The 12,289-nt window shown below is 59.3% G+C and carries 12 protein-coding genes and 1 pseudogene; 9 read left to right on the plus strand and 4 right to left on the minus strand.

Annotated features, from left to right (window positions below; translation table 11 throughout):
- The first annotated feature begins 371 nt into the window (after positions 1–371).
- Positions 372–1,955 (plus strand): ABC transporter substrate-binding protein, encoded by a 1,584-nt coding sequence (locus ACA064_RS30700; protein WP_497671441.1) that lies wholly within the window; start codon positions 372–374, stop codon positions 1,953–1,955.
- A gap of 76 nt (positions 1,956–2,031) precedes the next feature.
- Here ACA064_RS30700 and radC read toward each other — a convergent pair whose 3' ends face one another.
- Positions 2,032–2,706, minus strand: a complete 675-nt coding sequence (gene radC / locus ACA064_RS30705; protein ID WP_497671442.1) for a RadC family protein — start codon at positions 2,704–2,706, stop codon at positions 2,032–2,034.
- A gap of 131 nt (positions 2,707–2,837) precedes the next feature.
- Between radC and coaBC the strand changes: the two genes are divergently transcribed.
- The 4 genes and pseudogenes from coaBC (at position 2,838) to argB (ending at position 7,101) form a co-directional block, all read left to right on the plus strand.
- Positions 2,838–4,046, plus strand: coding sequence for a bifunctional phosphopantothenoylcysteine decarboxylase/phosphopantothenate--cysteine ligase CoaBC (gene coaBC / locus ACA064_RS30710; protein ID WP_497671443.1), 1,209 nt, complete (start codon positions 2,838–2,840; stop codon positions 4,044–4,046).
- Positions 4,047–4,051: 5 nt separating this feature from the next.
- The gene (gene dut, locus ACA064_RS30715; RefSeq protein WP_497671444.1) at positions 4,052–4,507 is read left to right on the plus strand and encodes a dUTP diphosphatase; all 456 of its coding nucleotides are present in this window, start codon (positions 4,052–4,054) and stop codon (positions 4,505–4,507) included.
- A 255-nt stretch (positions 4,508–4,762) separates the two neighbouring features.
- Positions 4,763–6,166: pseudogene (locus ACA064_RS30720) on the plus strand (phosphomannomutase/phosphoglucomutase); the annotation flags it as partial.
- Between the two features lie 29 nt (positions 6,167–6,195).
- Positions 6,196–7,101, plus strand: coding sequence for an acetylglutamate kinase (gene argB / locus ACA064_RS30725; RefSeq protein ID WP_497671445.1), 906 nt, complete (start codon positions 6,196–6,198; stop codon positions 7,099–7,101).
- A gap of 143 nt (positions 7,102–7,244) precedes the next feature.
- On the opposite strand, the gene pyrE is transcribed toward argB, so the two are convergent.
- Positions 7,245–7,889 carry an orotate phosphoribosyltransferase gene (gene pyrE / locus ACA064_RS30730; protein WP_497671446.1) on the minus strand — a complete coding sequence of 215 codons (645 nt, stop codon included), beginning with the start codon at positions 7,887–7,889 and terminating at the stop codon, positions 7,245–7,247.
- A gap of 81 nt (positions 7,890–7,970) precedes the next feature.
- Here pyrE and crc point away from each other — a divergent pair, with 81 nt between their 5' ends.
- Positions 7,971–8,750: a catabolite repression control protein Crc gene (gene crc, locus ACA064_RS30735; protein ID WP_007934608.1), complete on the plus strand. Its 780-nt coding sequence runs from the start codon at positions 7,971–7,973 to the stop codon at positions 8,748–8,750.
- 175 nt (positions 8,751–8,925) lie between these two features.
- On the opposite strand, the gene ACA064_RS30740 is transcribed toward crc, so the two are convergent.
- On the minus strand, positions 8,926–9,294 hold the full coding sequence (locus ACA064_RS30740; RefSeq protein WP_497671447.1) for a DUF4870 domain-containing protein: 369 nt from the start codon (positions 9,292–9,294) through the stop codon (positions 8,926–8,928).
- A 31-nt stretch (positions 9,295–9,325) separates the two neighbouring features.
- Positions 9,326–10,048, minus strand: a complete 723-nt coding sequence (rph, locus tag ACA064_RS30745; protein WP_497671448.1) for a ribonuclease PH — start codon at positions 10,046–10,048, stop codon at positions 9,326–9,328.
- 281 nt (positions 10,049–10,329) lie between these two features.
- Between rph and ACA064_RS30750 the strand changes: the two genes are divergently transcribed.
- From ACA064_RS30750 to rpoZ, 3 genes are all read left to right on the plus strand, one after another.
- Positions 10,330–11,193, plus strand: coding sequence for a YicC/YloC family endoribonuclease (locus ACA064_RS30750; RefSeq protein ID WP_497671449.1), 864 nt, complete (start codon positions 10,330–10,332; stop codon positions 11,191–11,193).
- A 12-nt stretch (positions 11,194–11,205) separates the two neighbouring features.
- Positions 11,206–11,826, plus strand: a complete 621-nt coding sequence (gmk, locus tag ACA064_RS30755) for a guanylate kinase (protein WP_497671450.1) — start codon at positions 11,206–11,208, stop codon at positions 11,824–11,826.
- A 166-nt stretch (positions 11,827–11,992) separates the two neighbouring features.
- Positions 11,993–12,256, plus strand: coding sequence for a DNA-directed RNA polymerase subunit omega (gene rpoZ / locus ACA064_RS30760; RefSeq protein ID WP_150640823.1), 264 nt, complete (start codon positions 11,993–11,995; stop codon positions 12,254–12,256).
- Positions 12,257–12,289: the final 33 nt, after the last annotated feature.

Genomic DNA, 12,289 nt, shown 5'->3' on the forward strand with positions numbered 1-12,289 from the left:
CAACAACAGCCGATGTGATCTGCCTTTCGTAAAGGCCCGAGTTTCTTGCTCCGGGCGCCTCAGTCAAAGGCTGCCGGCGCAGGTTACCGCTCGTCGCTGAATTTGCACCTGGCTGCCTTTACCCACGACTCAGCCATACAGATTACCTGTAAATCACCTTGATCAAACGAGGCAATGGAGCTGTTTTTCAGAAAAAATGGCTCTGATTTTGTCAGAAAGACCACTCATCTGGCCATTTACCCCTCAAAAGACCACAAGCAGGAAACGCCAAACTGAAAAATTGCATAGTCATTTTCAAAAGAGACCACTAGGGTAAGCCTTTTCCAGACTGCACTCGCAGATGGGCCTCCGATCTGCAAAGGAAACCGAATATGCGCCTCGCAGCCCTACCGCTACTGCTCGCTCCCTTTCTGAGCCCGCTGGCCCATGCCGCCGCCCTGAGCGTCTGCACCGAGGCCAGCCCGGAAGGTTTTGACGTGGTGCAATACAACTCGCTGACCACCACCAATGCGTCCGCCGACGTGCTGATGAATCGCCTGGTGGACTTTGATACCGCCAGCGGCAAAGTGGTACCCAGCCTCGCTGACAGCTGGGAAGTTTCCACTGACGGCCTGACGTATGTCTTCAAGCTGCATCCGCAGGTGAAATTCCATCGCACCGAATACTTCAGCCCCAGCCGCGAGCTGACCGCAGAAGACGTGAAGTTCAGCTTCGAGCGGATGCTTGACCCGGCCAACCCATGGCATAAGGTCGCCCAGAGCGGTTTCCCCCATGCACAATCGATGCAATTGCCGGCGCTGATCAAAAAGATCGACGCACTCGACCCGCTGACCGTGCGGTTCACCCTCGACCATCCGGATTCGACTTTCCTTGCGACCCTGAGCATGGGCTTCGCCTCGATCTATTCGGCAGAATATGCCGACCAGTTACTCAAGGCCGGCACCCCGGAGAAACTCAACAGCCAGCCGATCGGCAGCGGCCCATTCATCTTCGGGCGTTTCCAGAAGGACGCAGCGGTTCGCTACAAGGCCAACCGCGATTACTTCGGCGGCAAGCCTGCGGTGGACACCCTGGTGTTCGCCATCACCCCGGACGCCAACGTGCGCCTGCAAAAACTGCGGCGCAACGAGTGCCAGATCGCCCTGTCGCCCAAACCCCTGGACGTGCAAGTCGCCAGCAAGGAATCGACGCTTAAAGTCGAGAGCACCGCGGCCTTCATGACCGCGTTTGTCGCCATCAACAGCCAGCACCCGCCGCTGGACAAGCCTGAAGTACGCCAGGCAATCAACCTCGCTTTCGATAAGTCCAGCTACCTCAAGGCCGTCTTCGAAGACACCGCCGAACCCGCCAATGGCCCTTACCCACCCAACACCTGGAGCTACGCCAAGGAACTGCCGGGCTACTCCCATAACGTCGCCAAGGCGCGGGAGCTGCTGGCCAGGACCGGGCTCAAGGACGGTTTCAAAACCACCCTCTGGACCCGCCCCTCGGGCAGCCTGCTCAACCCCAACCCAAGCCTGGGCGCCCAGCTGTTGCAGGCGGATCTGGCCGAGGTCGGTATTCAGGCCGAGATTCGGGTCATCGAGTGGGGCGAGCTGATTCGCCGGGCCAAAGCCGGTGAACACGACCTGCTATTCATGGGCTGGGCTGGCGATAACGGCGACCCGGATAACTTCCTGACCCCGCAGTTTTCCTGCGCCGCGGTGAAATCCGGGACCAACTTCGCCCGTTACTGCGACCAGGGCCTGGACAAACTGATCAGCGCCGGTAAAACCACCAGCGAGCAGGGTGTACGCAGCAAGCTCTACCAACAGGCCCAGGCGCAGATCCAGCAACAGGCGCTCTGGCTGCCACTGGCGCACCCGACCGCCTTCGCCCTGACGCGCAAGGAGGTGCAGGGCTACCAGGTCAGCCCGTTCGGTCGCCAGGATTACTCGAAGGTCAGCATCAAGTAGCCAGCCGCAAGTTCAGAGCGCGTACCGCTCTGTCTTGCCGCTTGCAGCTTGCAGCTTGAGGCTTGCCGCTGCCTCTCTACATCCACCCATACTCGGACATCGACAGCGGGTCGCCTTCACCGATGATGAAATGGTCGAGCACCCGCACATCGATCAAGGCCAGCGCCTTCTGCAGGCGCTTGGTCAGTACGCGGTCGGCCTGACTCGGCTCGGCGATGCCCGAAGGGTGGTTGTGACACAGGATCAAGGCCGCCGCGTTGTATGCCAACGCACGCTTGACCACCTGCCGGGGATAGACGCTGGTGGTGTCGATCGAGCCTCTGAACAGTGCCTCGAACCCCAGCACTCGATGCTTGGTATCCAAAAACAGACAACCAAACACTTCGTGGGGCTCATGCCGAAGCAAGGCCTTGAGGTAGTCGCGTACGGCTAACGGACTTTCCAGCACCGAATCCCGCCGCAGCCTTTCAGCCAGATGTCGCCGGGCCATCTCCAGCACCGCCTGCAATTGAGCGAACTTCGCCGGACCCAGCCCCAACTGGCGGCTGAATGCCAGCTGATCCGCCTCCAGTAACGCCCGCAGGCTGCCAAATTGCAGCAGCAAGTGTCGCGCAAGATCGACTGCACTTTTGCCGCTGACCCCGGTTCGTAGAAAGATCGCCAGCAACTCGGCGTCGGAAAGACTGGCCGAACCCTGCTCCAGAAGTTTCTCCCGCGGACGCTCCGCCGCAGGCCAATCGCGAATGCTCATAGCACCTCCATGTGTGTGGGCGCCGCTGTTCCGTGGCGGTCGCTGTGCTATCTTAGCCCATCTTTTTAGCGTGCGATTTCACCTGGGGAGGAGGCGTCGCACGTAGTCATCACTGAACGAAAGGCAAGCCTATGCAGCGTCTGTATCGGAAACGCATTGTTCTCGGCGTCGGCGGCGGCATTGCCGCTTATAAGAGCGCCGAACTGGTTCGCCGACTCCTCGACCAGGGCGCCGAAGTGCGCGTGGTCATGACCCGTGGCGGCAGCGAGTTCATCACCCCGCTGACCATGCAGGCCCTATCGGGAAACCCGGTCCATATGGACCTGCTCGACCCGGCGGCCGAAGCCGCGATGGGCCATATCGAGCTGGCGAAATGGGCCGATCTGGTGCTGATCGCCCCCGCCACCGCGGATCTGATCGCCCGCCTGGCCCAGGGCATTGCCGATGACCTGCTGACCACCCTGGTCCTGGCCACCGATGCCACCGTCGCTATTGCCCCGGCCATGAACCAGGCCATGTGGCGCGATCCGGCCACCCAGGCCAACACCCAATTGCTCGAAAGCCGTGGCCTGCGGGTGTTCGGCCCGGCTTCAGGGAGCCAGGCCTGCGGCGACGTCGGCATGGGCCGCATGCTCGAAGCCGACGACCTCGCGCTCTGTGCCGCCGAGTGTTTCAAGCGCCAGTCGTTGACCGGCAAGCACGTGCTGATCACCGCCGGCCCGACCCAGGAAAACATCGACCCGGTACGCTACATCACCAACCACAGCTCCGGAAAAATGGGCTTTGCCCTGGCGGAAGCGGCGGTCGAGGCCGGTGCCCGCGTGACCTTGATCACCGGCCCGGTGCATTTGCCGACCCCGGATCGAGTGACCCGAATCGATGTGGTCAGCGCCCGGGATATGCTAGCCGCCTGCGAAGCCGCGATCCCCTGCGACCTGTTCATCGCCTCCGCGGCGGTCGCTGACTACCGCCCCGAAGTCGTCGCCCCACAGAAACTCAAGAAAGACCCTACAAACGGTGACGGCTTGTTGCTGCAAATGGTGCGCAACCCAGACATTCTGGCCTCCATCGCCACCCGTCCCGACCGTCCGTTCAGTGTCGGCTTCGCGGCTGAAACCGAACATCTGCTCGACTACGCTGCACGCAAATTGAAAGACAAAAACCTCGATCTGATCGTTGCCAATGATGTCGCCAACCCGAGCATTGGCTTCAACAGCGAGGAAAACGCCTGCAGCGTGATTGACCGGGAGTTGCACGCAACTCTCTTTGCCCAGACCAGCAAGGGCAAGATTGCCCGCCAGCTGATCACTTTTATCGCCGAACGTCTGAACCAGGTTTAATTTACATGCACGCTTTGCAAGCCAAGATCCTCGACCCACGCATTGGCACCGAATTCCCGCTGCCGCAATACGCCACGCCAGGCTCCGCCGGCCTCGACCTGCGCGCGATGCTGGAAAAAGACACTGTCATCAAGCCAGGCGAAACCCTGCTGATCCCTACCGGCCTGTCGGTTTACATCGGCGATCCGGGTTTGGCGGCGCTGATTCTGCCGCGCTCAGGCCTGGGCCATAAGCACGGCATCGTGCTGGGCAATCTGGTCGGCCTGATCGACTCTGATTACCAGGGCCCGTTGATGGTGTCGTGCTGGAACCGTGGCCAGACCGATTTCAACATCGTGATTGGCGAACGCCTGGCCCAGCTGGTGCTGGTGCCCGTGGTTCAAGCGCACTTCGAGCTGGTCGAAGAGTTCGATGAAACCCAGCGCGGTACCGGCGGTTTCGGACACTCCGGTAGCCACTGATCATAGAAAGGCCAGGCGCCCTGCCCGGCCTGAAACCCGCACTTTGTATTTCAGGGACGAAAAAATTGCGCAGCCCTCATTGGAACCTTTACCGCCGAAAATCAAGGCATTGACGGGCCATTCGGTCGCGGATTCTGGTGACATGGCCTTTGCACACCACGAACTCTCTGCCGAATACGCCGTCATATCCTTCAGTTTGAGACTGCCGACGAGTTTTTCGCAGGCAGGTCCAGCCACTTTCGAGATGGAGCATTTCCAGAAATGAGCACCCCAGGTCAAGTCGCACCGAAGTTCCCCGACAGCATTTTCCGCGCCTACGACATCCGCGGCACCGTCCCGGAATTCTTGAACGCCGAAACCGCTTACTGGCTCGGCCGCGCTATCGGTTCCCAGAGCCTGGCTCAGGACGAACCAAACGTTTCCGTTGGCCGCGACGGCCGTCTGTCCGGTCCAGAGCTGGTGGAACGACTGATCCAGGGCCTGGCCGACAGCGGTTGCCACGTCAGCGATGTCGGCCTGGTGCCAACGCCTGCGCTGTATTACGCCGCCAACGTATTGGCCGGCAAATCCGGTGTGATGCTTACCGGTAGCCACAACCCATCGAACTACAACGGCTTCAAGATCGTCATTGCCGGTGACACTCTGGCGAACGAACAGATCCAGGCCCTGCACGAACGCCTCAAGACCAACAACCTGAGCAGCGGCAAGGGCAGCATCACCAAGGTCGAGATACTCGAGCGCTACAACACCGAAATCGTCCAGGACATCAAACTGGCTCGCCGCCTGAAAGTGGTAGTCGATTGCGGCAACGGCGCCGCCGGCGTGATCGCCCCGCAATTGATCGAAGCCCTGAACTGCGAAGTCATTCCGCTGTTCTGCGAAGTCGACGGCAACTTCCCGAACCACCACCCGGATCCGGGCAAGCCTGAAAACCTGGTGGACCTGATCGCCAAGGTCAAGGAAACCAACGCTGACCTGGGCCTGGCCTTCGACGGCGACGGCGACCGCGTTGGTGTGGTGACCAACACCGGCAGCATTGTCTTCCCGGACCGCCTGCTGATGCTGTTCGCTCGCGATGTTGTAGCGCGCAATCCGGACGCAGAAATCATTTTCGACGTCAAATGTACCCGTCGCTTGACGCCGCTGATCAAGGAGTACGGTGGTCGTCCGCTAATGTGGAAGACCGGTCATTCGTTGATCAAAAAGAAAATGAAGCAAACTGGCGCTCTGTTGGCCGGCGAAATGAGCGGGCATATCTTCTTCAAGGAGCGCTGGTTCGGTTTCGACGACGGCATCTACAGCGCCGCGCGGCTGCTGGAGATCCTCAGCAAGGAAAAATCCACTGCGGAGGAGTTGTTTGCGACCTTCCCGAACGATATTTCTACGCCGGAAATCAATATCCATGTGACCGAAGAGAGCAAATTCAGCATCATTGATGCACTGCACGACGCGCAGTGGGGCGAAGGCGCCGACCTGACCACCATTGATGGTGTGCGGGTCGACTACGCAGAAGGCTGGGGCCTGGTTCGCGCCTCCAACACCACGCCGGTGCTGGTACTGCGTTTCGAAGCCGATTCCGAGGCCGAGTTGCAGCGTATCAAGGACGTGTTCCACGCCCAGCTGAAACGTGTTGCCCCTGATCTACAACTACCGTTCTGATTGACTAGATAGCTTCACCGGAGCCCTGAATGACCCTCGAACGCGATGCCGCCGCCAACACCGCCAAGGTTCTATCCGAAGCGCTGCCTTATATTCGCCGCTACGTCGGCAAGACGCTGGTGATCAAATATGGCGGCAACGCTATGGAAAGTGACGAGCTGAAAACCGGCTTTGCTCGCGATATCGTGCTGATGAAGGCCGTGGGCATCAACCCGGTGGTCGTTCACGGTGGCGGTCCGCAAATCGGTGATCTGCTCAAGCGGCTGTCGATCGAGAGCCATTTCGTCGACGGCATGCGCGTTACCGATGCGCAGACCATGGACGTGGTGGAAATGGTCCTCGGCGGCCAGGTGAACAAAGACATCGTCAACCTGATCAACCGTCACGGCGGCAGCGCCATCGGCCTGACCGGCAAGGACGCCGAGCTGATTCGCGCGAAAAAGCTCACCGTCACCCGGCAGACGCCGGAAATGACCACCCCGGAAATCATCGACATCGGCCACGTTGGTGAAGTAGTCGGGATCAACACCGACCTGCTGAACCTGCTGGTCAAAGGTGATTTCATCCCGGTCATCGCACCGATCGGTGTCGGCGCCAATGGCGAGTCGTACAACATCAATGCCGACCTGGTGGCCGGCAAGGTCGCTGAAGCCCTCAAGGCCGAGAAGCTGATGCTGCTGACCAACATTGCCGGCCTGATGGACAAGCAGGGCAAAGTCCTGACCGGCCTGACTACCGAGCAGGTCAACGAGCTGATCGCTGACGGGACCATCTACGGTGGCATGCTGCCGAAGATCCGTTGCGCACTGGAAGCAGTGCAAGGCGGCGTGACCACTTCGCACATTATCGATGGCCGTGTACCGAACGCGGTGTTGCTGGAAATCTTCACCGACACCGGCGTGGGCACACTAATCAGCAATCGCAAGCGTCACTAATCGCTGAAAGAGACCCCTTGTAGGAGCGAGCTTGCTCGCGATGGACGTTAACGGTGACGCGTTTATCCTGGATAAACGCGATGCCCTTGAGTCCATCGCGAGCAAGCTCGCTCCTACAGAGGGCTTTTTTATTTGCGGTGATGTCAGACGCCGAACTGTGCGCGGTAGGCTTCAACCGCAGGCAAATGCTGCTTGAGCTGCGGATCGTCAGCCAGGAATTCGAGCACCTGGTTCAGCGAAACAATGCTGATCACTGGAATGCCGAAGTCACGTTCGACTTCCTGGATTGCCGACAATTCACCGGTGCCACGCTCCTGACGGTTCAGGGCGATCAGTACACCGGCCGCCTTGGCGCCTTCCTGGGAAGCAATGATCTGCATCACTTCACGGATGGCGGTGCCCGCGGTGATCACGTCGTCAATGATCAGCACGTCGCCGGTCAATGGCGCGCCGACCAGGCTGCCACCCTCACCGTGAGCCTTGGCTTCCTTGCGATTGAAGCACCATGGCAGATCGAGTTGATGATGCTCAGCCAATGCCACAGCAGTCGTCGCCGCCAACGGGATACCTTTGTAGGCCGGGCCGAACAGCACGTCGAAAGAAATTCCGCTTTCAACAATGGCTGCCGCGTAGAAACGACCGAGTTGCGCCAGGGCCGAACCGCTGTTGAACAGACCGGCATTGAAGAAGTAAGGACTGGTACGTCCGGACTTCAGGGTGAACTCACCGAAGCGCAAAACGCCGCGATCGATGGCAAAACGAATGAAATCGCGCTGATACGCCTGCATGAAAAAAGCCCCAATATCACGGATTTAGCTAATTAGGTAGACCTCGGGTATCATACCCGCACGCGATTTTTGGGGCCACTTATGCGGATCATCAGTGTGAACGTCAATGGTATTCAGGCTGCAGTCGAGCGTGGTTTGCTCAGTTGGTTGCAAGCACAGAATGCCGACGTCATCTGCTTGCAGGACACCCGTGCCTCCGCCTTTGAACTGGATGACCCAGCCTTCCAACTGGATGGCTACTTCCTTTATGCCTGCGAAGCCGAAGTCCCCGCCCAAGGTGGTGTGGCTTTGTATTCGCGGCTGCAACCGAAGGCTGTCATCAGCGGTCTCGGTTTTGAGACGGCGGACCGCTACGGGCGCTACCTGCAAGCCGATTTCGACAAGGTCAGCATCGCGACCTTGCTGCTTCCATCAGGGCAGAATGGTGATGAAGACTTGAACCAGAAATTCAAGCTTATGGACGACTTCGCTCGCTATCTGGATAAACAGCGGCGCAAACGGCGCGAGTACATTTATTGTGGCTCGCTCTACGTGGCGCAACAGAAGCTGGATATCAAGAACTGGCGTGACAGCCAACAATCTCCGGGTTTCCTGGCGCCTGAACGGGCCTGGATGGACGAGATTGTCGGCAACATGGGTTATGTCGACGCCCTGCGTGAAGTCAGCCGTGAAGGCGACCAGTACAGCTGGTGGCCGGACAACGAACAGGCCGAGATGCTCAACCTGGGCTGGCGTTTCGACTACCAGCTGCTGACTCCGGGCCTGCGTCGTTTCGTCCGTAGCGCACGCCTGCCTCGTCAGCCGCGCTTCTCGCAGCATGCACCGCTGATCGTGGATTACGACTGGACGCTGACTATCTAAGCGTCTTTTCGCGGCCACAAAAAAGCCGACAGCGATGTCGGCTTTTTTGTGGGCGCTGAAATCTAATGTGGGAGCGAGCTTGCTCGCGATAGCGGTCTGGCAGTCACATCGATGCTGGATGTAATGGCCTCATCGCGAGCAATCTCCCACAGGGGATCTTCAGTGCTACTGGGATCTATTTGATCAAGCGCCAGGTGAAAGGATAGCGATACGGCTGCCCTTCATTGGCCTTGACCCCGGCAATGATCGTCAGCACCAAAGCACCGATCGCCACCAGCCCGAACAGGAAGAACCCGATCACTATCACCATCAGCAAGAAGCAGATCGCCGATGCAATGGCGACGGTGAGCTGAAAGTTCAGCGCTTCCTTGCCCTGGGCATCGATGAACGGGTCCGTTTCGCGCTTCCACTGCCAGAGAATCAGCGGCCCGATCAGCGTACCGAATGGAATCCAGATCCCCAGCAGCGCGGAGAGGTGACAAAACATCGCCCACTGACGAACCTCACGGCTCGGCGCAGGCAGTGGAAGCTGGTCCTCACTCATGGTAACGCTCTCCTTGCTGGAAGTCGGGCAATCAGTCAGCCAGAGCAGCGTTCTGCAGCTCGAAAATTTCGTTCATGCCTTTCTTCGCCAATGCCAGCATTGCGTTCAGCTCTTCAGGCTGGAACGGAGCGCCTTCGGCAGTACCCTGAACTTCAATGAAGCCACCGGTGCTGGTCATCACGACGTTGAGGTCAGTCTCGGCAGCCGAGTCTTCCAGGTAGTCCAGATCAAGCACAGGCTCGCCCTGGTACATACCCACCGAAACAGCCGCAATCATTTGCTTGAGCGGGTCACCGCCTTTCAGGCCGCCACGCTTCTTGATGACTTTCAAGGCATCGATCAGGGCAACCATGGCGCCGGTGATCGACGCAGTGCGAGTGCCGCCATCGGCCTGGATCACATCGCAGTCGACGTACAGGGTGATATCACCCAGCTTGGACATATCCAGTGCGGCACGCAGGGAACGGCCGATCAAACGCTGGATCTCCAGGGTGCGACCACCTTGTTTGCCACGGCTCGCTTCACGCTGGTTACGCTCGCCAGTGGCGCGCGGCAGCATGCCGTATTCAGCAGTCAACCAACCCTGGCCCTGACCCTTGAGGAAGCGCGGCACGCCATTTTCGACGCTGACCGTGCAAATCACCTTGGTGTCACCGAACTCGACCAGTACAGAACCCTCGGCGTGTTTGGTGTAGTTGCGGGTGATGCGGATCGAGCGGAGCTGATCGGCAGCGCGACCACTTGGACGTTTCATAGGGAATACCTGTACGGGGGACGGAAATCTGCCGAGCATTATAGAGCCCGCAGCACCGACTGGGCACTTCTAAAAATCCTGCGTCCCGACTGAAGGCTCTGAACAAGGGCCTGGGACTGACCGCCGGGCGCCTGCAGCGCTTTGTCACACGCTGGGTCTGGGGGCATTCGCTGCACTGCGTTACAATCCTGCGCCTTTGCAGCCTGTCGGCTTTAATTTATCCATCAGGTCCGCTCAAACCTTTCGAGGTTGATAGCGGGACCGAATCGCGAGGTACCTCCATGGTGCATAGCATGACCGCCTTCGCCCGCGTCGAAAAAGCCGGCGCCCAGGGCACCCTGAGCTGGGAGTTGCGCTCGGTCAATAGCCGCTACCTGGAACCGCACCTGCGTCTGCCGGAGTCTTTTCGTGACCTTGAAGGTGCTGTTCGCGAAGCGCTGCGCCAGGGTTTGTCCCGCGGAAAACTCGAATGCACCTTGCGTTTTACCGAAGAAACCACCGGCAAGCCGTTGCAGGTTGATCGTGAGCGCGCCGCGCAGCTTGTAGCTGCGGCGGAGACCGTGGCCAGCCTGATCAAGCACCCGGCAGCCTTGAACCCGCTGGAAGTTCTGGCCTGGCCGGGCGTACTGGTGGCCGATGCGACCGACCCGCAAGCGCTGAACGCTGAAGCCTTGAACCTGTTCAACCAGGGTTTGAAGGAGCTCAAGAGTGGCCGCGAGCGCGAAGGCGCGGAGCTGGCCCGGCTGATCAGCGACCGTCTGAGCTCCATCGAAGAAGACGTGGTAATCCTGCGGGAACTGGTCCCGCAGATGCTCGCGACCCAGCGCCAGAAAGTCCTCGACCGCTTCGCCGACATGAAGGCCGAGATGGACCCGCAGCGCCTGGAACAGGAAATGGTCATGCTCGCGCAAAAAAGCGACGTGGCCGAAGAGCTGGACCGGTTGAGCACCCACATCATTGAAGTTCGCCGCGTGCTCAAGTCCGGCGGCGCTGCCGGTCGGCGTCTGGACTTCCTGATGCAGGAGCTCAACCGCGAAGCCAATACACTGGGCTCCAAAGCCTTCGACCCGCGCAGCACCCAGGCTGCGGTCAACCTCAAAGTGTTGATCGAGCAGATGCGCGAACAAGTGCAGAATATTGAGTAAGGCTACCCCGACATGACCCACAGCACCGGCACCCTCTACATCATTTCCGCCCCTTCGGGCGCGGGCAAGACCAGCCTGGTCAAGGCCCTGATCGACGCGCAGCCGCAAATCCGCGTATCGGTTTCCCACACCACCCGCGCCATGCGCCCGGGTGAAGTCAATGGCGTGAACTACAACTTTGTCGACCGCGCCGAGTTCGTGCGGATGATCGAGCACGGTGATTTCCTCGAGCGCGCCGAAGTCTTCGGCAACCTCTATGGCACGTCGCAAAGCCATTTGCAGCAGACCCTGGATGAAGGCCACGACCTGATTCTGGAAATCGACTGGCAAGGCGCCGAGCAAGTACGCAAGTTGATGCCCCAGGCCCGCTCGATCTTTATTCTGCCGCCGTCCCAGCAGGCCTTGCGCCAGCGCCTGACCAATCGCGGCCAGGACAGCGATGAAATCATCGAAGGGCGGATGCGTGAAGCGGTCAGCGAGATGAGTCATTACGTCGACTACGACTACCTGATCATCAACGATGACTTCGCCACTGCCCTGGACGATCTGAAAGCGATTTTCCGTACCAACCAGCTCCATCAAAAGCGTCAGCAGCAGCGTTTCGGCAAATTATTGGCTGAACTGTTGGGCTAAAGAGCACTTCCCAAAACCGCTGCAAGGGCTTTACATTGGCACTTGTAGCGCGTTGGAGAGTCGGTTGAAAAATCAGCGCTTCCCTAAACGCTGGTGATTTTTTAAACTGTTCAGTCCGCTCGCCCATCCGGGCAGCGCGCATATTGCATTTGCTACGAGGAATACCATGGCCCGCGTAACCGTTGAAGACTGCCTAGATCACGTGGCTAACCGCTTTGAGCTGGTCATGCTCTCTACCAAACGTGCTCGTCAATTGGCGACCGGCGGCAAAGAGCCAAAGCTGGCTTGGGAAAACGATAAGCCTACTGTCATGGCGTTGCGCGAAATCGCGGCTGGCCTGATGAGCTATGAAGTTATCGCTGAAGCTGAAATCGTTGAAGACGAACCGCTGTTCGCGGCGTTCGAGGACGAGTCCAACGAGGCCGTCTAAGCCTATGCCTGGTCGACGTAGCACGGCGCAGGG

This window comes from Pseudomonas sp. LBUM1658, from assembly GCF_059716055.1.